This is a genomic window from Modestobacter marinus, assembly GCF_019799945.1.
In the GTDB taxonomy this organism is placed as follows: Bacteria; Actinomycetota; Actinomycetes; order Mycobacteriales; family Geodermatophilaceae; genus Modestobacter; species Modestobacter marinus_B.
Map to the genome: position 1 here is coordinate 20,580 of NZ_JABGCH010000037.1, position 19,849 is coordinate 40,428.

Annotated in this window: 17 protein-coding genes and 1 tRNA gene; 14 read left to right on the plus strand and 4 right to left on the minus strand. The window is 73.5% G+C overall.

Features of this window, described 5'->3' with window-relative positions; genetic code table 11:
• Positions 1-99: 99 nt before the first annotated feature.
• From nuoK to HK417_RS21710, 7 genes are all read left to right on the plus strand, one after another.
• A complete protein-coding gene (nuoK, locus tag HK417_RS21680; protein WP_222271677.1) occupies positions 100-399 on the plus strand; it encodes an NADH-quinone oxidoreductase subunit NuoK in 300 nt (99 codons plus the stop codon).
• A gap of 19 nt (positions 400-418) precedes the next feature.
• Positions 419-2,338, plus strand: coding sequence for an NADH-quinone oxidoreductase subunit L (gene nuoL, locus HK417_RS21685; RefSeq protein ID WP_222271685.1), 1,920 nt, complete (start codon positions 419-421; stop codon positions 2,336-2,338).
• 28 nt (positions 2,339-2,366) lie between these two features.
• Complete coding sequence (locus HK417_RS21690; RefSeq protein WP_222271694.1) at positions 2,367-3,995, plus strand: NADH-quinone oxidoreductase subunit M; 1,629 nt, start codon at positions 2,367-2,369, stop codon at positions 3,993-3,995.
• Positions 3,995-5,539, plus strand: coding sequence for an NADH-quinone oxidoreductase subunit NuoN (gene nuoN, locus HK417_RS21695; RefSeq protein WP_222271697.1), 1,545 nt, complete (start codon positions 3,995-3,997; stop codon positions 5,537-5,539). Before HK417_RS21690 ends, nuoN begins: the two co-directional genes overlap by 1 nt.
• 49 nt (positions 5,540-5,588) lie before the next feature.
• Positions 5,589-6,662, plus strand: a complete 1,074-nt coding sequence (locus HK417_RS21700; RefSeq protein ID WP_222271709.1) for a polyprenyl synthetase family protein — start codon at positions 5,589-5,591, stop codon at positions 6,660-6,662.
• Between the two features lie 18 nt (positions 6,663-6,680).
• A complete protein-coding gene (locus HK417_RS21705) occupies positions 6,681-7,919 on the plus strand; it encodes a PQQ-dependent sugar dehydrogenase (protein WP_222271712.1) in 1,239 nt (412 codons plus the stop codon).
• A gap of 178 nt (positions 7,920-8,097) precedes the next feature.
• Positions 8,098-8,550, plus strand: coding sequence for a hypothetical protein (locus HK417_RS21710; RefSeq protein ID WP_222271715.1), 453 nt, complete (start codon positions 8,098-8,100; stop codon positions 8,548-8,550).
• Positions 8,551-8,640: 90 nt separating this feature from the next.
• Here the strand turns inward: HK417_RS21710 and HK417_RS21715 are convergent, their stop codons facing one another.
• Positions 8,641-9,732, minus strand: coding sequence for a 2-oxoacid:ferredoxin oxidoreductase subunit beta (locus HK417_RS21715; RefSeq protein WP_308123760.1), 1,092 nt, complete (start codon positions 9,730-9,732; stop codon positions 8,641-8,643).
• Positions 9,729-11,657 carry a 2-oxoacid:acceptor oxidoreductase subunit alpha gene (locus HK417_RS21720; RefSeq protein ID WP_261327543.1) on the minus strand — a complete coding sequence of 643 codons (1,929 nt, stop codon included), beginning with the start codon at positions 11,655-11,657 and terminating at the stop codon, positions 9,729-9,731. Before HK417_RS21720 ends, HK417_RS21715 begins: the two co-directional genes overlap by 4 nt.
• A gap of 214 nt (positions 11,658-11,871) precedes the next feature.
• Between HK417_RS21720 and htpX the strand changes: the two genes are divergently transcribed.
• A complete protein-coding gene (htpX, locus tag HK417_RS21725) occupies positions 11,872-12,744 on the plus strand; it encodes a zinc metalloprotease HtpX (RefSeq protein ID WP_222271736.1) in 873 nt (290 codons plus the stop codon).
• A 29-nt stretch (positions 12,745-12,773) separates the two neighbouring features.
• On the plus strand, positions 12,774-13,988 hold the full coding sequence (locus tag HK417_RS21730) for an amidohydrolase (protein WP_222271740.1): 1,215 nt from the start codon (positions 12,774-12,776) through the stop codon (positions 13,986-13,988).
• On the opposite strand, the gene HK417_RS21735 is transcribed toward HK417_RS21730, so the two are convergent.
• The gene (locus HK417_RS21735; RefSeq protein ID WP_222271743.1) at positions 13,979-14,470 is read right to left on the minus strand and encodes a YajQ family cyclic di-GMP-binding protein; all 492 of its coding nucleotides are present in this window, start codon (positions 14,468-14,470) and stop codon (positions 13,979-13,981) included. The genes HK417_RS21730 and HK417_RS21735 overlap by 10 nt on opposite strands.
• A gap of 96 nt (positions 14,471-14,566) precedes the next feature.
• Here HK417_RS21735 and HK417_RS21740 point away from each other — a divergent pair.
• Positions 14,567-14,648, plus strand: a tRNA-Tyr gene (locus HK417_RS21740).
• 60 nt (positions 14,649-14,708) lie between these two features.
• On the opposite strand, the gene HK417_RS21745 is transcribed toward HK417_RS21740, so the two are convergent.
• On the minus strand, positions 14,709-15,149 hold the full coding sequence (locus HK417_RS21745) for a pilus assembly protein TadG-related protein (RefSeq protein ID WP_222271747.1): 441 nt from the start codon (positions 15,147-15,149) through the stop codon (positions 14,709-14,711).
• A gap of 52 nt (positions 15,150-15,201) precedes the next feature.
• On the opposite strand from HK417_RS21745, the gene HK417_RS21750 reads away from it, so the two are divergent.
• From HK417_RS21750 to HK417_RS21765, 4 genes are all read left to right on the plus strand, one after another.
• Positions 15,202-15,594 carry a hypothetical protein gene (locus HK417_RS21750; RefSeq protein WP_222271751.1) on the plus strand — a complete coding sequence of 131 codons (393 nt, stop codon included), beginning with the start codon at positions 15,202-15,204 and terminating at the stop codon, positions 15,592-15,594.
• A 66-nt stretch (positions 15,595-15,660) separates the two neighbouring features.
• Positions 15,661-16,158: a hypothetical protein gene (locus HK417_RS21755; RefSeq protein WP_222271753.1), complete on the plus strand. Its 498-nt coding sequence runs from the start codon at positions 15,661-15,663 to the stop codon at positions 16,156-16,158.
• A 409-nt stretch (positions 16,159-16,567) separates the two neighbouring features.
• The gene (locus HK417_RS21760; protein ID WP_222271764.1) at positions 16,568-17,416 is read left to right on the plus strand and encodes a hypothetical protein; all 849 of its coding nucleotides are present in this window, start codon (positions 16,568-16,570) and stop codon (positions 17,414-17,416) included.
• A 392-nt stretch (positions 17,417-17,808) separates the two neighbouring features.
• Positions 17,809-19,849 (plus strand): diguanylate cyclase domain-containing protein (locus HK417_RS21765; RefSeq protein WP_222271781.1); only part of this gene is annotated, 2,041 nt, incomplete at its 3' end.

Consider the following 19,849-nt stretch of genomic DNA (forward strand, 5'->3'; position numbering starts at 1 on the left):
ACGAGTCCGGAGTGGAGCAATGAGCCTCGCGAGGACGACGGGCGAGCGAGCATCGCAGCGAGGAACGAGCGAGGAGCGGAACGAGCGAGGAGTGGAGCAATGAGCCTCGCGAACTACCTGGTGCTCGCCGCGGTGCTGTTCACCATCGGCGCGATCGGGGTGCTGGTCCGGCGCAACGCGATCGTCGTCTTCATGTGCGTGGAGCTGATGCTCAACTCGGTGAACCTCACCCTGGTCACCTTCGCGCGGGCCAGCGGCACCCTCGACGGCCAGTTGATCGCCTTCTTCGTCATGGTCGTCGCCGCCGCCGAGGTCGTCGTCGGGCTGGCGATCATCATGTCGGTCTACCGCACCCGCCGGTCCTCCTCCGTCGACGACGTCAACCTGCTGAAGTACTGAGAGACGGGGACCCCGCCGGATGGAGACCGTGCCCGCCACCGGGCTGCTCAGCGCCGTGTGGCTGCTCATCGCCCTGCCGCTCGCCGGCGCCGCCGTCCTGCTCGTGGGCGGCCGGCGCACCGACCGGTGGGGCCACCTGCTGGCCACCGCGACCGTCCTCGCCGGGTTCGTGCTCGGCCTGCTGTGCACCGTGCAGCTGGCCGGCCTGGACGAGCGGTCTGCCGGCGTGGAGCTGTTCACCTTCATCTCCACCGGCAGCCTTGACGTGCAGGCCGGCCTGCTGCTCGATCCGCTGTCGGCGGTGTTCGTGCTGCTCATCACCGGGGTCGGCGGCCTGATCCACGTCTACTCGATCGGCTACATGGCGCACGACCCCGGTCGCCGCCGCTTCTTCGCCTACCTCAACCTGTTCGTCGCGGCGATGCTGCTGCTCGTCCTCGGCGACAGCTTCGTGGCCCTCTACGTCGGCTGGGAGGGCGTCGGCCTGGCGTCGTACCTGCTCATCGCGTTCTGGTACACCCGACCGGCCGCCGCCACGGCGGCGAAGAAGGCGTTCCTGATGAACCGGGTCGGCGACGTCGGCCTCGCCCTCGCCATCTTCGTGATGTTCGCCCAGCTGGGGACGACGAGCTACGCGGGTGTGCTCGGCTCGGTCGGGCTGCTCGCCGGCGGCACGGTCACCGCGCTGGGCCTGCTGCTGCTGCTCGGGGCCTGCGGCAAGTCCGGCCAGTTCCCGCTGCAGGCGTGGCTGCCCGACGCGATGGAGGGCCCGACCCCGGTCTCCGCGCTGATCCACGCGGCGACCATGGTCACCGCGGGCGTCTACCTCATCGCGCGCAGCGCGCCCATCTACGACGCCACCCCGACCGCACGGAACGTGGTGCTGGCGGTCGGCGCGGTGACGTTGCTGATCGGGGCCATCGCCGGCTGCGCGCAGGACGACATCAAGAAGGTCCTCGCGTACTCGACGGTCAGCCAGATCGGCTACATGTTCCTGGCCGTCGGGCTCGGGCCGGTCGGTTACGCCGCGGGCATCGCGCACCTGCTCACCCACGGGTTCTTCAAGGCCGGGCTGTTCCTCGGGGCCGGGTCGGTGATGCACGCGATGGGCGACCGGACCGACATCCGCCGGTTCGGCGGGCTGGCCCGGCGCCTGCCGGTCACGTTCGTCACCTTCGGCCTGGGCTACCTCGCGCTGATCGGCTTCCCGTTCCTGTCCGGCTACTGGACCAAGGACGCCATCATCGAGGCCGCCCTCGACCGGGGCGGCTGGTCGGGCTGGCTGCTCGGCGCGGTCGCCGTCGTGGGCGCCGGGCTCACCGCCTTCTACATGACCCGGCTGGTGCTGATGACCTTCTTCGGCCGGCCCCGCTGGGAGGACGACTCCGCTCTGCCCACTGGCACACCGCACGAGGCGCCGCCGGTGATGACCGCGCCGATGGTGCTGCTGGCGGTCGGCTCGGTGGCCGCCGGGTTCCTGCTGGTGCAGGTGTTCCCGCTGGACGCCTGGCTGGAGCCGGTGTTCGGCGAGCCGGCAGAGGCCGCGCACGTCGTCGCGCCGGCCGTCGTCGGCGTGGTGGTCACCGCGGTGATGGCGCTCGGGGTGCTGGCGGCCTGGCTGGTCGTCGGCCGCCGCGAGGTGCCGACGACGGCGCCCGCCCGGGTCTCCCCGGTGGTGGCCGCCGCCCGCCGGGCGCTGTACGCCGACGCGGTGAACGAGGCGCTGATCATGCGGCCGGGTGTCTGGCTGACCCGGGCGCTGGTCTTCCTGGACAACCGCGGGGTCGACGGACTGGTGAACGGCACGGCGGCGGCGCTGGGCGGCTCGTCGTCCCGGCTGGGCCGGGTGCAGACCGGCTTCGTGCGCAGCTACGCGCTCGGCATCCTCGGCGGCGCGGTGCTGGTCGCCGGCGCGCTGGTGGCCGGGACGACGGCATGACCCACACGACCCGACCGGAGGGGAGCCGATGAGCGACGTCCCGTGGCTGCTGGCGATGATCGTGGTCCCGGCGGTGGGAGCCGGCGTCGTCGCGGCGCTGCCGGCCGCCAAGGCGGGCCTCGCCCGGCTGCTGGCCCTCGCGGTCAGCCTCGTCGTCCTGGTGCTCGCGGTGCTGGCCGCGGTGGCCTTCGACCCGGGCGGCCCGCGCTTCCAGCTGACCAGCTCGGCGCCCTGGATCCCCGATTTCGGCGTCGAGTTCGCCCTCGGCGTCGACGGCATCGCCCTGGTCATGCTGCTGCTGGTCGGCGTGCTGGTGCCGGTCGTCGTCGGGGCGTCCTGGCACGAGACGTCCACCGGCAAGCGCTCGATGCGGACGTTCTGGGCCTGGCTGCTGGCCCTCGAGTCGACGATGGTCGGGGTCTTCGCCGCCACCGACGTCTTCCTCTTCTACGTGTTCTTCGAGGCGATGCTGGTCCCGATGTACTTCCTCATCGGCGGCTTCGGCGGGCCGAACCGGCAGTACGCGGCGGTGAAGTTCTTCCTCTACAGCCTGCTCGGCGGGCTGGTCATGCTCGCCTCGGTCATCGGGCTGTACGTGGTGAGCAACTCGCAGCTGGGGGAGGGCACGTTCGCCTTCGACGCGCTCCGCCAGCTGGACATCGACCCCGGCGTGCAGAAGCTGCTGTTCGCCGGGTTCGCGCTCGCCTTCGCGATCAAGGCGCCGCTGGTGCCGTTCCACACCTGGCTGCCCGACGCCGGTGCCGAGGCCCCGATCGGCGGGGCGGTGCTGCTGGTCGGCGTCCTGGACAAGGTGGGCACGTTCGGCTTCCTGCGCTACTGCCTGCCGCTGTTCCCCGACGCCTCCCGCGAGCTCGCCCCGTGGGTGCTCACCCTCGCGGTCATCGGGATCCTGTACGCCGCGCTGCTCGCGGTCGGTCAGACCGACCTCAAGCGGCTGGTCTCCTACACCTCGATCGCCCACTTCGGCTTCATCGCGCTCGGCATCTTCGCCTTCAGCACCGAGGCCGCCACCGGCGCGGTGCTGTACATGGTCAACCACGGCATCGCGACCGGTCTGCTGTTCGTGGTGGTCGGCATGCTCATCGCCCGCGGCGGCTCCCGGCGGATCGCCGACTACGGCGGCGTCTCGTCCCGGGCGCCGCTGCTGGCCGGGGTCTTCCTGCTGGCCGGCCTGGCGTCGCTCGCGCTGCCCGGCACCAACAGCTTCGTCAGCGAGTTCCTGGTGCTCATCGGCTCGTTCCCGAACCGGCCGGTGTTCACCGTCGTCGCGACGGTAGGCATCATCCTGGCCGCGCTCTACGTGCTGCTCGTCTACCAACGCACCATGCACGGGCCGTTCCGCGGCGTGCTCGCGGCGGCGGAGGAGCCGCCACCCCCGACCGCGGCCCGACCGGACGGGGGCGGCGCCACCGCGGTGCTCACCGCACCCGCGCCCGGCCGGACCGCGCCGGTGCGCGACCTCTCCCCGCGGGAGCTGGCGGTGGTCGCGCCGCTGGTCGCGCTGGTCCTGCTGCTCGGCTTCTTCCCGCAGCCGCTCATCGCGCTGGTGGAGCCGGCGGTGCAGGCGACGATGAGCGACGCCGGCGTCGACCCGGCGGGCACCAGCCCCGCCGTGGGCGAGGAAGGAACCGACTGATGCCCCCGATCGAGGCACCCGACCTCTCCTTCGCGGCGCTGGCCCCGCTGCTGCTCGTCTTCGGCGCCGCCTGCGTCGGCGTGCTGGTGGAGGCGTTCGCCCCGCGCGCCGTCCGGCACCCGGTCCAGGTCGGGATCGCGCTGGTCGGCACGGTCGGCGGCTTCGTGACCACCCTGCTGCTGGCCGGCACCGGCGAGGTCACCGCCGGCGGGGCGCTGGCCGTGGACGGCGTGGCGCTGTTCCTGCAGGCGACGATCACCGCGCTCGGCGCGCTGTCGGTCCTGCTGTTCGCCGAGCGGTCGCTGGACCCGGCCCGGTCGGCGTTCGTCGCCTCCGCGGCCGTGCCCGCCGGCAGCGCCCGGGACGTGCAGCTGGCCGTCTCCGAGCGGGTGCAGACCGAGGTCTACCCGCTGGTCACCTTCGCCGTCGGCGGCATGATGCTGTTCACCAGCGCCAACGACCTGCTGCTGATGTTCGTCGCGCTCGAGGTGCTCAGCCTGCCGCTGTACCTGCTCTGCGGGATGGCCCGCCGCCGCCGGCTGCTCTCCCAGGAAGCCGCGCTGAAGTACTTCCTGCTGGGCGCCTTCGCCTCCGCCTTCTTCCTCTACGGCCTGGCCCTGGTCTACGGCGCGACCGGCAGCGTCCGGCTCGCGGTGATCCGCGAGGGCGCGACCGGTGCGGGCAACGACCTGCTGCTGGTCCTCGGCCTGGCGTTGCTCGTCGTCGGGCTCATGTTCAAGGCCAGCGTCGCGCCCTTCCACGTCTGGACGCCGGACGTCTACCAGGGCGCGCCGACCCCGGTCACCGCCTTCATGGCCGCGGCCACCAAGGTCGCCGCGTTCGGCGCCGTGCTCCGGCTGCTCTACATGGCCTTCGGCACCGCGGAGGAGATCTGGCGGCCCCTGGTCTACGCCCTGGCGATCGCCTCCATGGTCGTCGGCGCGGTGCTGGGCCTGACCCAGACCGACCTCAAGCGGCTGTTCGCCTACTCCTCGATCGCGCACGCCGGCTTCCTGCTCACCGGCGTCATCGGGCTGAGCGGGGACGGCGAGGACCCCGGCCTGGCCGCGACGATGTTCTACCTGCTCACCTACGGGCTCACCACGATCGGCGCGTTCGCCCTGCTCACCCTCGTCAGGGACGGCTCCGGGGAGGCCACCCACCTGTCCCGGTGGGCCGGCCTGGCGCAGCGCTCCCCGCTGACCGCGGCGCTGATGACCCTGTTCCTGCTCGCCCTCGCCGGGATCCCGCTCACCAGCGGCTTCACCGGCAAGTTCGCGGTCTTCCGGGCCGCCATCGAGACCGGGGCGTGGCCGCTGGCCGTCGTCGCCCTCGTCACCAGCGCCGTCGCGGCCTTCTACTACCTGCGCGTCGTCGTGCTCATGTACTTCTCCGACCCGGCGCCCGACGGCCCCACGATCGGCGTGCCCGGGTCCCCGACCACGGCGGTGCTGGCGGTGACCGCGGCCGCCACCCTGGTCCTGGGGATCGTGCCGGGGTCGGTGCTGGACCTGGCGCAGTCCGCTGCGGTGCTGGTCGGATGAGGCAACCGCTCTCGGGGACACCGGGAACGGGCTGTATCTTCCTCGGTTGATGACCGGAGCCGGCACCACCAGCCCTCGGGGCGGGAACGACACGCAGGTGGACGCCCAGTCGTGGCACCGGCCCTCGACCCCTGCCTCGACGATCGGACCCTGGCTGCCCGAGGGGGCGCTGGGGGAGTCGATGTCCGCGGGGCTGGCCCGGGTCGAGGCCGCGCTCACCGCGGCCGTCGCCAGCGAGCACGCCTTCGTGCGCGAGACCGCCGGGCACCTGATGGCCGCCGGGGGCAAGCGGTTCCGGCCGATGCTCGCGCTGCTGGCCGCGCAGCTCGGCGACCCCGACGCCCCCGAGGTGGTCCAGGCCGCCGTCGTCTGCGAGCTCACCCACCTCGCGACGCTCTACCACGACGACGTGATGGACGAGGCCGCCGTGCGCCGGGGCGCCCCCAGCGCCAACAGCCGCTGGGGCAACAGCGTGGCGATCCTGACCGGCGACTTCCTCTTCGCCCGGGCCTCGGACCTGCTGGCCGACCTCGGCCCGGAGGCCGTCCGGGTGCAGGCCCAGACCTTCGAGCGGCTGGTCACCGGCCAGCTGCGGGAGACCGTGGGCGCGCAGCCGGGGGAGGACCCGGTCGACCACTACCTCGGCGTCCTCGCCGACAAGACCGGCTCCCTGGTGGCCACCTCGGCGCGCTTCGGCGCCTCGTTCGCCGGCGTCGCCCCCGAGCTGGTGTCCGCCCTCACCGCGTTCGGTGAGGAGGTGGGGGTGGCCTTCCAGCTGTCCGACGACCTGCTGGACATCCTCAGCGAGGAGGGCGCCTCCGGGAAGTCCCCCGGCACCGACCTGCGCGAGGGGATCGCCACCCTGCCGGTGCTGTTCGCGCTGGCCGACGACGACCCGGCCGAGAGCCGGCTCCGGGAGCTGGTCGCCGGCCCCGTCGTGGACGAGGCCGAGCACGCCGAGGCGCTGGCCCTGCTGCGCAGCTCGGCGTACCTCGAGCGCGCCACCGGCGTGCTGGCCGAGTACGCCGAGCGCGCCCGGGCCCGGCTGGTCGACGTCCCGGCGGGGCCGGTGCGCGAGGCGCTGTCCGCGCTGTGCTCCTACGTGGTGACGCGCACCAGCTGAGGCAGGCATCCTGGGGCGGTGCGCCGACGGCCGTGGTCGCTGCTCTGCCTGGTCCCCCTGCTGCTGAGCTGCGGGGTCGGGAACGGCGACCCGGCCGCGGCGTCCGCACCGACCAGCTCGGCGAGCCTGGCCCCGGCGCCCGCGGAGCCGACCCCCGGCCCGCCGTCGGCTGCGGCGTCGACCGTGGTGCCCGCCCTGCGGGTCGAGGTGCTCGCCGACGGCCTCGACCACCCCTGGGACGTCGCCCAGGCCCCGGACGGCACCCTGCTGCTCGACGAGCGCTCCGGTGGCCTGACCGCGGTGCGGCCCGACGGGACGGTGCAGGAGGTGGCGGCCGACTTCAGTGACCTCTTCGCCCGCGGGGAGACCGGCCTCATGGGCCTGGTGCTGGACCCGTCGTTCGCCGCGGACCGGCGGTTCTACACCTGCGCGGGCATCCGGGAGGGCGACGGCGCCGAGGTGCAGGTGACCGCCTGGACCGTGGACGAGCAGTGGCGCACCGCCACCCGGGTCGCCGACCCCCTGCTCGGCGGCATCCCGGTCAACGAGGGCAGCGGCCGGCACGGTGGGTGCCGGCTGCGCTTCGACGCCACCGGCGCCCTGCTCGTCGGCACCGGCGACAACGCGGTCGGCAGCAACCCGCAGGACCGCGCCTCCCTGGCCGGGAAGGTGCTGCGGATCGACCCGGCCACCGGCGGGCCCGCGCCGGGCAACCCGTTCGCTGCCGACCCCGACCCGCGGACCCGCCTGCTGCTGAGCTACGGGCACCGCAACGTCCAGGGGCTCGCCGTGCAGCCGGGCACCGAGCGGGTCTTCGTCGCCGAGCAGGGCACCCGGCGGGACGACGAGATCAGCCCGTCGGTACCCGGTGGCGACTACGGCTACGACCCGGACGGCCCGGGCGGCAGCTACGACGAGAGCGTGCCGATGACCGACCTCACCCGGCCCGGCGTCGTCCCGCCGGTGTGGGCCTCCGGTGCGCCGACCATCGCGACCTGCGGCATCTCCTTCCTCGACGGCGCGGCCTGGGGTGCCTACGAGGGGCTGCTGCTGGCCGGCGTGCTGAAGGACACCGGTGTGCTCGCCCTGCGGCTGGACGGCGCCGGCGCGCTGGTCGAGCAGTTCCGGCTCCCCGAGCTGGAGGACACGTACGGCCGGATCCGCACCCCGCAGGCCGGGGCCGACGGCGTCCTCTACGTCACCACCGACAACGGCAACGGCACCGACCAGCTACTGCGGGTCACACCGGCGGCCTGAGTCGCCCTATGGACCACAGCAGGGGTGCGGGTTGCTGCTGCCCGTGACGCCCCGCCGGGGTTACGGAACCGTTCAGCCTCGGTTCATCTGGGTGTGGATGTGGTCCCGGACACAGCTCGGAAGGGTCGGCCCCGCCATGTCAGAGGGCCGCATTCGCGGCTGATGAGAGGGAGATCCCATGCGTTCTGCTCGACTGTTCCTCGTCGCCCCCGCGGTGACCGCGCTCGTGTTCGCCGGAGCCGGGCCCGCGCTGGCCAGCGGGGGTGGCCACGACGGACACGACGACACCGACGCCGAGGTGCTCGAGATCGACGACGAGGCCTGGATCAAGGACGACGGCGACAAGGTCAAGGTCGAGTTCGACTACAAGTGCTGGGGCGACGAGGACGACATCACCACCAAGGTCACGCTCAAGCAGTGGGACGACGACGTCAAGTACGAGAAGGAGTTCGACAACGAGCTCGACTGCGACGGCGACGAGCACACCAAGGAGGTGACCCTCGACAAGGAGGGTGACGACGAGGTCGAGGAGGGCAAGGCCAAGGTCACCGTGCGCTTCGAGGACGAGGACGGCGACGAGCTCGACGAGGAGAGCGAGTACGTGGAGGTCGAGGAGAAGCACTGGAGCTGACCACGAGTACCACTGACCTGCCGACCTGACGAGCGAGGGGCGTCCGGCACCACCCGGTGCCGGACGCCCCTCCTCGTGGATCTTGCAGCTCTAGCCGACGGTCCAGCTGTCCGTGCCGGTGAGCAGCGCGTCCAGGTCGGCCGGCGTCTGATCGGCGGCGTCGGTGAGCTGGTCGGCCATCATCCGCTCGTAAGTCGGCTTGACCACCTTCCGGAACACGCCCATCGGCGTGTAGCGGAGGTCCTGCGTCGCGAGCCGGGACAGCGCGAACGCGTAGGACGGGTCCTGCCGCTGCGCGTCGTGCACCACGATCTCGGACGCGTCGACCTGGTTGGTCTCGGCGATCCGCAGGCCACCGAAGTCGTCCCGAACGACGCAGGAGGCGCCGTCCGGACCGAACACCAGGGGCTTGCCGTGCTCGAGCGGGATGGTCCACATCGGGCCGGTCGTCGGGTCCTTGAGCAGCTCGAACGCGCCGTCGTTGAAGATGTTGCAGTTCTGGTAGATCTCCACCAGCGCGGTCCCCCGGTGCTCCGCGGCCTGGCGCAGCACGTCGGTGAGACCCTTGCGGTCGGAGTCCATCGCCCGGCCGACGAAGGTCGCGTCCGCGCCCAGCGCCAGCGACACCGGGTTGAACGGGTGGTCCAGCGAGCCCATCGGCGTGGACTTGGTGACCTTCCCGACCTCGGAGGTGGGGGAGTACTGGCCCTTGGTGAGCCCGTAGATCCGGTTGTTGAACAGCAGGATCGTCAGGTTCAGGTTGCGGCGCAGGGTGTGGATCAGGTGGTTGCCGCCGATGGACAGCGCGTCGCCGTCCCCGGTCACGACCCACACCGACAGGTCCGGCCGCGACGCGGCCAGGCCGGTCGCGATGGCCGGCGCCCGGCCGTGGATCGAGTGCATCCCGTAGGTGTTCATGTAGTACGGGAAGCGCGAGGAGCAGCCGATGCCCGAGATGATGACCATGTCCTCGCGGGCGATGCCGAGGGTGGGCAGGAAGCTCTGGACGGCGTTGAGGATGACGTAGTCACCGCACCCGGGGCACCAGCGGACCTCCTGGTCGGTCTTGAGGTCCTTGGCCTTCAGCGTGGTGGTCTTCTCGCCGGAGGCGGCGACCGCGTCGGCGATGGGACCGGGCGCGGGCATCCCCAGGTCGTGCACGTGGGCGTCGAGCGTGGTCACAGCGCGGCTCCGTTCCCGGCCGGGACGGCGCCCGGCGTGCTGGTGCTGTCGATGACGTCCTGCAGCACCCCGGCGAGCTCGGCGGCCCGGAAGGGCAGCCCGCGCACCTGGGTGTGGCTCAGGACGTCGATGAGGTACTTCGCCCGCAGGACCATCGCCAGCTGGCCGAGGTTCATCTCCGGGCAGACCACGCGGTCGTACCGGGCCAGGACGGCGCCCAGGTCGGCCGGCAGCGGGTTGAGGTGCCGCAGGTGCACCTGGGCCACCGACCGGCCCGAGGTGCGGATCTGCCGGCAGGCGGCGCCGATCGGCCCGTACGTGGAGCCCCAGCCGATGACCGCGACGCGGGCGTCGCCGTCCGGGTCGTCCACGTCGGTGGGCGGGATGGACGCCGCGATGCCGTCGACCTTGGCCTGCCGGGTGCGGGTCATGAAGTCGTGGTTCGCCGGGTCGTAGGAGATGTTGCCGGTGCGGTCGGCCTTCTCCAGCCCGCCGATCCGGTGCTGCATCCCCGCGGTGCCGGGGATCGCCCACGGACGCGCCAGGGTCTCCGGGTCGCGCAGGTAGGGCAGGAACTCGCCGTCCTCGCCGTTGGGCGCGGTCGCGAACTCGACCCGCAGGTCGGGCAGGTCCTCCTCGGCGGGGATCGCCCACGGCTCGGCGCCGTTGGCCAGGTAGCCGTCGGAGAGCAGGATCACCGGGGTCCGGTAGGTGAGCGCGATCCGGGCGGCCTCGAGGGCGGCGTCGAAGCAGTCGCCGGGGGACTTCGGCGCGATCACCGGGACCGGGGCCTCGCCGTTGCGCCCGTAGAGGGCCTGCAGCAGGTCCGACTGCTCGGTCTTGGTGGGCAGCCCCGTGGACGGGCCACCGCGCTGCACGTCGACGATCACCAGCGGCAGCTCGGTCATCACGGCCAGGCCGATGGTCTCGGCCTTGAGCGCGACGCCGGGGCCGGACGTCGTCGTCACGCCCAGCGCGCCACCGAAGGAGGCGCCCAGGGCGGCGCCGATGCCGGCGATCTCGTCCTCGGCCTGGAAGGTGCGCACACCGAAGGCCTTGTGCCGGCTCAGCTCGTGGAGGATGTCGCTGGCCGGGGTGATCGGGTACGCGCCGAGGAACACCGGCAGGCCCGAGCGGCGCCCGGCGGCCACGAGCCCGAAGGCGAGCGCCTGGTTGCCGGAGATGTGCCGGTAGCGGCCCGGCGCCATCGGGGCGGGCTTCACCTGGTAGGAGACCGCGAACGCCTCCGTGGTGTCGCCGTAGTTGTAGCCGGCGCGGAAGGCGGCGATGTTCGCCGCGGCGATCTGCGGCTTGCGGCGGAACTGCCGCTCCAGGAAGCGGATCGTGCCCTCGGTGGGCCGGTGGTACATCCAGGACAGCAGGCCGAGTGTGAACATGTTCTTGCTCCGCTCGGCCTCCTTCTTGCCCAGGCCGGAGTCGGCGAGCGCCTCGAGCGTCATCGCGGTCAGCGGCACGCTCACCAGCTGCCACTTGTCCAGCGACCCGTCCTCGAGGGGGTTGCTGGCGTAGCCCACCTTGGCCAGGTTGCGGGCGGTGAACTCGTCGGAGTCGGCGATGATGAGGCCGCCGCCGGGAAGGTCGGGCAGGTTCGCCTTCAGCGCGGCCGGGTTCATCACGACCAGGACGTCGGGGGCGTCACCGGGCGTCATGATGTCGTGGTCGGCGAAGTGCAGCTGGAAGGAGCTGACCCCCGGCAGGGTCCCCGTCGGTGCACGGATCTCGGCGGGGAAGTTCGGCAGCGTCGACAGGTCGTTGCCGAAGGACGCCGTCTCGCTGGTGAAGCGCCCACCCGTCAGCTGCATGCCGTCGCCCGAGTCCCCGGCCAGCCGGATGACCACGCGGTCGAGCTCGACGACGCTCTTGACGAGCCCGCCCGGGGCGGAGCTGTGGGCTGCGGTGTCCATGGTCGGGGCAACGTCGTCCGCGAGAGTGGTGATTCCGGGGTTGGTGCCAGTCATGGTGTGAGCTACCTCCGGATGGCCAGGTTACGTGCGTGGCGCGCCGGTACCGACCCCTCGGTGCGCGAACGTGAGACAAGCCACAGTCCGGCCGCCACTGCGGCGAGTACCCCGCGTCCCACCAGGGGAACGGCCCGGAGCCCCGTCGCGTTCGAAGGGCGTGCGACGGTGGAGCAACGGGCTGAAGACGGCCGTGCTGCTGGGCCTGATGGCCGGCGTCATCCTGCTGGTCGGCAGCTTCTTCGGTCGCACCGGGCTGTTCGTCGCCGTGCTCGTCGCGCTCGGCGTCAACGGGTACGCCTACCTCAACTCCGACCGGCTGGCGCTGCGGGCGATGCGCGCGTTCCCGGTGACCGAGACGCAGGCGCCACAGCTGTACGCGATCGTCCGCGAGCTGGCGACCGAGGCCCGCCAGCCGATGCCGCGGCTCTACGTGAGCCCGACCAACCAGCCGAACGCCTTCGCCACCGGGCGGAACCCGCGCAATGCCGCGGTGTGCTGCACCCAGGGGATCCTGGAGCTGCTGGACCGGCGCGAGCTGCGCGGCGTCCTCGCGCACGAGCTCTCGCACGTCTACAACCGGGACATCCTGATCAGCTCGGTCGCCGGCGCCATGGCCACGGTCATCACCTACGCGGCGCACATGGCGATGTTCGCCTCGATGTTCGGTGGCCGCTCGGACGAGCGGGAGGGCGGGAACGTCCTGGGCGGACTGCTGCTGCTGTTCCTCGGGCCGCTCGCGGCCGGGGTGGTGCAGATGGCGGTCAGCCGCAGCCGCGAGTACCAGGCCGATGCCTCCGGCGCCGAGCTCTCGCAGGACCCGCTCGCGCTGGCCAGCGCGCTGCGCAAGCTCGACCGGGGCATCGCGGCGCGGCCGCTGCCGCAGGAGGATCGGCTGGTCGCGCAGAGCCACCTGATGATCGCCAACCCCTTCCGGGGGCAGGGGATGGCCTCGATGTTCTCCACGCACCCGCCGATGCCCCAGCGCATCGCGCGGCTGGAGGAGATGGCCCGGCAGCGCGGCCAGCACTGATCGACCGGCACGGAGGACGGCGAGGGGCGATGGGCTCGATCGGCGGACGGCCCGGCCCCGGCCCGGCGACCGTGTTCCGGGACGTGCGGCCGATGGGCGGCGCTCCCCGCGACCTGGTCGTGGCGGACGGGGTGATCGCCGACGGCCTGGTCGACGCGCAGCAGATCGGTGACGTCGTGGACGGCCGTGGCCTGCTGGCGCTGCCGTCGCTGGTCGACGCGCACGTCCACCCCGACAAGACGTCGTGGGGCGAGCCGTGGTCGGCCCGCAGGCCGGTGACCGACGGCATCGCCGGCTACGTCGAGCAGGACGTCGAGTCCTTCCACCGCCTGGCGTCGCCCGTCGCCGAGCGGTCCGGCCGGCTGATGGCGCACGCGGCGGCGATGGGCACCCGGGCGATGCGGGCGCACGTCGACGTCGCCCCCGCGTACGGGCTCGCGGGCCTGCTCGGGGTGCACGAGGCCCGCCGCCGGCTGGCGCACGCCCTCACCGTGCAGGTCGTGGGCTTCCCGCAGCACGGTGTGCACCGGGCACCCGGCACCGCGGAGCTGCTGGCCGAGGCCGCGCGGGAGGGGCTGATCGACGTCGTCGGCGGGATCGACCCGATCGGTTTCGACGACGCGATGGAGGCCCAGCTCGACCTGGTCTTCGGGCTGGCCGAGGCGCACGGCCTCGGCGTGGACGTCCACCTGCACGACACCGGGCCCGCCGGCCTGGTGCCGCTGCGGGAGATCATGTCCCGGACCCGGGCGCTGGGCCTCGGCGGCACGGTGACCGTCAGCCACGCGTTCTGCGTCCCGGCCGCGCCGGATGCCGAGCGGCTGGCCGACGAGCTGGCCGAGGCCGGGGTCGCCCTGACGACCGTGGTGCCCGACGTCGTCCGGGTGCTGCCGGTCGCTCGCCTGCGCGCCCGTGGGGTCCGCGTGGGACTGGGCTCCGACGGGGTCCGGGACTCGTGGAGCCCCTTCGGCAACGCGGACATGCTGCACCGCGCCCACCTTCTCGGCCTCATCACCCGCGTGCGGCTCGACGAGGAGCTCACCGACTGCTACCTGAGCGCGGCCCACGGCGGCGCGGACGTGCTGGGCCTGCCCCGGGCCGACCTCACCCCGGGTTCACCCGCCGACTTCCTGCTCGTCGAGGGCGAGTGCCTGCCGCAGGTCGTGGTGGACCTGCCGGCCCGCGCCGTGGTGGTGCGGGCCGGCCGGGTGGTCGCGCGGGACGGCCAGCTGGTTCAGCGGTAGTTGTCGAACTGCAGGGCGACGTCGAGGTCCTTGCCGCGCAGCAGCTGCTGAACCGCCTGCAGGTCGTCGCGCTTCTTGCCGCTGACCCGCAGCTGGTCGCCCTGGATCTGCGCCTGGATGCCCTTGGGACCCTCGTCGCGGATGATCTTCGCGATCTTCTTGGCGGTGTCGGACTCGATGCCCTGCTTGATCGTCGCGCCGATCTTGTACGACTTGCCCGAGGCCTGCGGCTCCCCGGCGTCGAGCACCTTCAGCGAGATCCCCCGCTTGACCAGCTTCTCCCGGAAGACCTCGAGCGCGGCGCTCACCCGCTCCTCGGTGTCGGCCTGCAGCGTGACGCCGCTCTCGCCGGCCCAGGCGATCGAGGCGTTCGTGCCCCGGAAGTCGAATCGTTGGGACAGCTCCTTGCCCGTCTGGTTGAGCGCGTTGTCGACCTCCTGCCGGTCGACCTTGCTCACCACGTCGAAGGACGCGTCGGCCATCTCGCCACCTCTCTCTCACGCGCGGGCGACCCGCGCGCACCGGGACCCTGGGCTGACCCTGGTCCGTCGTCTTGTACGCTCTCCCGGTACCACCACGGCGGGTTGCCCGAGTGGCCAATGGGAGCGGACTGTAAATCCGTCGGCTTAGCCTACGAAGGTTCGAATCCTTCACCCGCCACGCCTGGTACGACGGCCCCCGACCTCACCGGTCGGGGGCCGTCCTCGTTCCCGGGCCGGATCACGGCGCCGTCGGCGCGCGGGCGCCGGCCACCGCGGTGCGCTCCAGCGGGCCGCCGCCGAGGAACAGCCAGTCGAAGGCCACCCGCACCCACCGCGTGCAGGTCACGGTGACCTCGGCCCCGTCCGTCGCCGCCGACCACGAGTCCAGCCGCACGCCGGCGTCGGCGAGGTGGTCGGCGACGGCAACCTCCGCCGTCGCCCGCGTGAGCGGCAGCTCGCTGCCCACCCCTCGCGTGTAGACGATCGACTCGTCGGCCTGGTTCGCCGCCGCGAGCGCCGCGCCGTCGCACGCCGACTGCACGTCCTGCTGCTCCAGGAAGGCGTCCGAGGCGGTGATCGCGCCGAGCACCATCAGGGCGGCGACGAGCCAGCAGACCAGCACGAAGGGCAGCGTCGAGCCCGCCTCCGGGTCGACGGCGGCAGGCCGGCGTGCTCGCACGGCGCGGAGGGTAGCTGGTCCCGGCAGTCGGTCGCGTCACTGTCCACCGGTTGTGGACAGCGCCTGTGGACGGTGTGGACGACGGGGCATCGACGCCGCCCACCCGGTCCGCAGCCTGTGGACGACGCCCCGCCCGCGCCCGGCGGGCCGCAAGACTCCCGGGATGGCGATCGAGGTGGTGCCCGAGCGGCTCTACGCGCTCTCCGCCGTGCTCGACGCGTCGGCGCTCCGGGTCGCACAGGTCGGGGCCGCGGTGCCCGACGGGACGATCGCGGGCTCACTGGGCGTGGGACTCGCCCGCTTCACCGGGACGCTGCGCACCGCGACCGGCTGCGTGGCGGGCGAGCTGGGGTGGCTGGCCGGCGCGGTGGCGGCCGCCGCCGACTCCCGGCTCCGGCTGGACGGCTCGCTGTCGCCGCGGGCCGATGCGGCGGTGGCGGAGTGACCGTCGTCCTGCCGGTCCCGGAGGCCCTGCCCGACCCCGCCGGGCTCACCGGCCGAGCTGGACGCGGTGCTGCAGGGGCTCACGGCGGCGGGCTTCTCCGCGGGCCTCGCCGTCCACCTGCTGGAGCCGGCCGCCGTCCTGGACGGCTGGCGGGGCGCGGATGCCCGGGTGGCGGCGGGGGAGGTGGCCGCCGTCACCCAGCTCACCGCGGCCCTGCGAAACGCCCTCGCCGCGGGCGTCGCCCGCCTCGTCTCGCACCACGAGCTGTGGCTGCAGGTGGCCGGCCGGGTCGCGGAGCTGCGCGAGGAGCAGCGGGTCGCCTTCCGCGCCGCCCGCGCCCGGCTGGCCGTGCTCCTCGCGCCCACCGCGGCCGCCGCCGTCCCCGTCCCGCCCGGCGCCACCGCGCTGGTCGCCGACGTCGCCGCGGGGCGGACGCGGATCGCCGGACCGAGCACGGGGCGCTGCTCGTCGCGCTGGAGGAGGACGCCGGAGCGACCACCGCGGCGCTGGCGCGCGCGACCACTGCGCTGGACGGCGCCGATCCCGGCACGGCCGCCGCGCTGACCGTCCGGCTCGCCGCCCGGCTCCCCGGCTGGGGCACGGGGAGCTGACCCGGCTCGCGGTCGAGGCGGCCGCCGACCTGACCCGCCCCGGCACCACGGACCAGCTGCTGGCCGCCGCCGACCGCTGGCTGCCCCTCGCGGCCGATTCGGTCTTCGCCGGTGTCCTGGTCGGCCGACCCCGACGGCGCCGTCGACCAGGTCGCCGTGGGCATGGGCGTGGTGCTTGCCGCCCCGGCGGCGGGAGCGGGCCTGGCGGCGTCGTGGGGAAGGCAGGTGCGCGAGGACGCGAGGACGCGAGGGCGTCGGCGCGGTCGACCGGACGACCGGCACCCACCCCGACCCGGTCGCCGCCGCGCTGACGGTGCTGGCCCGGGCCGGGGACCCGGCCGCGGCGGCCACGTTGCTGGCCAGTGCGCCTGCGTGGCGCGTCCTGCTGGAGCGGTCCTGGCCGGCGGGGGAGACTCGGCCCGGGTGGTCGGACTCGCCACGGCCGCCGCCGGGACGCCGGCGGTCGCCAGGAGCCTGCTGGAGTCGCTCGGCCGTGGCCTCGACCCCGATCCCGGCGAGCGGGACGACCCGGTGCTGCGCGACGTCGACGTGCCACGCTGCGGCTCCTGGCGGCTCCGCTGGGCGAGCTCGTCGCCGATCAGCTCGACGGGCTGGTCCCCGCGCTCGTCGCGGCCGGCGCGGGCACGCCGGTCGACGCCACCACCGAAGCGGCGCTGCGGGGGCTGGGCCTGCTCGTCAGCGAGCCGGCCGCCGAGACGTCGGTCACCGACCGTGGCGGCGAGGTCGCCGGTGCCTACGTCGCGGTGCAGGAGTTCGGCGACCGGATCCGCTACTCCCTGGAGTACGCGCGGGCCCTCTCCGACGCCACCGACTGGCACCGCCTGTGGACGCTCGTCACCGCACCGGGGCACCTGGTGCGGGGACCGGCGGAGGACCTGGTCGACGGACTCCTCGACGCTGCGGGGACCGGTCTGCACGCCGACGGTGAGGCGCGCCTGCCGCCGGACACCGGCCGGGTCCGCGTGGCCGACGACGCCGTCGGCTTCCTTCGGCGGGCGCGGCACCCCGGCGGGACGACGGGAGGAGCCGAGACTGCTGCGCGGGGGGGGGGCATGTGCGGCCTCGAGCGCGCTGCTGACCCGCCCCGCGCCTCCCGCGCCCGACCCCCTCGACGTGATCGACAAGGTGGCGCCGCCGTCGGGGCGGCAGCGTCGCCCGATCGGGTTCTCCAGATGATGATCTTGTACTAACGATAGTCACGCAGTGCGACGACACTCGCGGTGTCGGGGACACGTCCGTGTCAAGACTTGCATCGTGTGGGTGACCCGCTGCAGTCTCCTCGTTGCGGTCTGTGCCGGACGACGCTCTGCCCCCGCGCGGGCGGCTGCCGCATCCCTGCAGCCTGTCCGCGCCACGAAGGAGCACCCATGTCCGCCACCACCTCCGTCTTCGCTGCTCAGTCCACCTCCGCCGCCCGCGGCTGGAAGTGGGGCCGTGGTTGGAAGTGGGGTCGCTGACGCGATGACGACCCCGACGGGGTGGCGCGCGGACGTGCCCACCCCGTCGGGGTGAGACGTCTGCCACCGGCAGATGCCCCGCTGTTACCGTCGCGCCGACGCCGCTCCTATCAGACAGGTCCCCGTTGGCCGACACCACCGCCCCCGAGCAGCAGGGGGTCCCCCTGCTCCGGCGGCCCTGGAGCATCGCTGCCCTCGCCGCCGCGCTCGCCGTCATCGCGGCCCTGCCGACCCTGCCGGTGTCGTGGACGACCCCGCCGTTCTGGGCGGTCGCCGCCCTCTTCGCCGCCTTCGTGCTCACCGAGTCGGTGCAGCTCGACCTCGAGGTCGGCAAGCAGACGATCTCCCTGTCGCCCACCGAGATCGCGTTGGTGGTGGGGCTGGTCGAGGTCGGCGGCACCTGGACGGCAGTCACGAGGGTCGCCGCGATCGTCGTGGTGATGTCCTGGCAGCACTACCCCGCGGCCAAGCTGGCCTTCAACGCCGCCCTGGGCGTCGCCGAGCTGGGTGCCGCGCTGGCGGTGCTGTCGCTGCTGCCCCCGCTGGACATCACCGACCCCGTCACCTGGTTGTCGCTGGTGCTCGCCATCCTGGTCACCGGGCTGGTCGGGATGGTCGGTGTGGGCGCCGCCATCTCCCTCAGCCAGGGCTTCCCCGGCTGGTCGTTCTGGCTCTCCGCGCTGCCCAGCACCGCGGTGGGCCCGCTGAGCGTGGTCGTCGGCGTGATCGCGCTGCTCCTCGTCGAGGAGAACCCCTGGGCCTGGACGCTGATCCTGCCGCTGCTCGTCGGTTTCGTGGCGATCTTCCGCCAGTCCACCCGGGCCTCCCGCGAGCGCCGCACGGTGCAGCGGGTCTACGACTTCGCCCGCCGCGTCGAGCTGGTGACCCCGGACGAGGCGGGCACCCGGGAGATCGTCAGCGCGGTCCGCGAGCTGCTCAACGCCGAGCGGGTGGCCCTCTGGCTGCCGCCGTACCTGGACGAGGGCCCGCGGCTCGTCGTCGACGGGGAGGGCGGCCTCGAGTGGTACGCGGGCCCGGGCGACCCGGACGACCTGGTGCGCCGCCGCGCGCTCGCCCCCGAGGCCGACGGCCCGGTCCTGTTCTCGGCGGCCCGCGCGGACACCGGGGAGCTCGCCGCCCTGGCCCGGCGCGGAGCCCGCGAGGTGCTGGGCGCCCCGGTCACCACTGCGGCCGGTGAGCCCGGGTACCTCGAGGTCTGCGACCGCCGCAGCGACATCGTCACCTTCGCCTCCGGCGACCGGGGCGCACTCGACTCGATGCTCACCCACGTCAACGCGGCGATCCGGCAGCAGCAGCTGCTCAGCCAGATCCGCCACGACGCCGACCACGACCGCCTCACCGGCCTGCCCAACCGGCAGCGGCTGGCCGTCGAGATCGACGCGATCCTGCGTGAGGACCCCGCCGGCTCCCGGGCCGGTCTGGTGCTCGCCTCCCTCGACGGCTACACCAACGTCACCGACACGCTCGGTCACGGGGCCAGCGACGAGTTGCTGGTCGTGACCGCCGGCCTGCTGCGCGAGCACGCGCCGCCCTCGGCGATGCTGGCCCGGATGGAGGGCGGCCAGTTCGCCGTCCTGCTGCCCGGGCTGTCGCTGCCGGCCACCGAGCGGGCCGCGCGCCGGCTGCGGGAGGCGGCCTCCACCCGCGCCTCGGTGGCGGGCCTGGACCTGGAGGTGTCGCTGACCATCGGTGTCGCGGCCGCCCCGGTGCACGGTTCGGACGCCGGCACGCTCATCCAGCGGGCCGACGTCGCCCTGCTCGCCGCGCACGGCTCCGGTGGGGTGGCCACGTACCACCCGGTTCTGGACCAGCAGAGCCTCCGTCGCCTGCAGTTGGGCACGGAACTGGAGACGGCGATGGCCGAGGGGCAGATCTCGGTCGTCTTCCAGCCCATCGTGGACACCAGGACCAACGACATCGTCTCGGTCGAGACGCTGTTGCGCTGGTCACATCCGCGCTACGGACCCGTGCCGCCCGACGACTTCATCGGCCTCGCCGAGCAGATCGGCCGGATCGGCCAGCTCACCGACTTCGTCCTGGACCGCGCGCTGGACCGGTGCCGCCGCTGGCTAGATGTTCTGTCCCGTCAGGTTGGTAACGCGGGCGGCGGGAGGGAGTCCGCCGAGTGCGGTGTGGCCGCGGTGA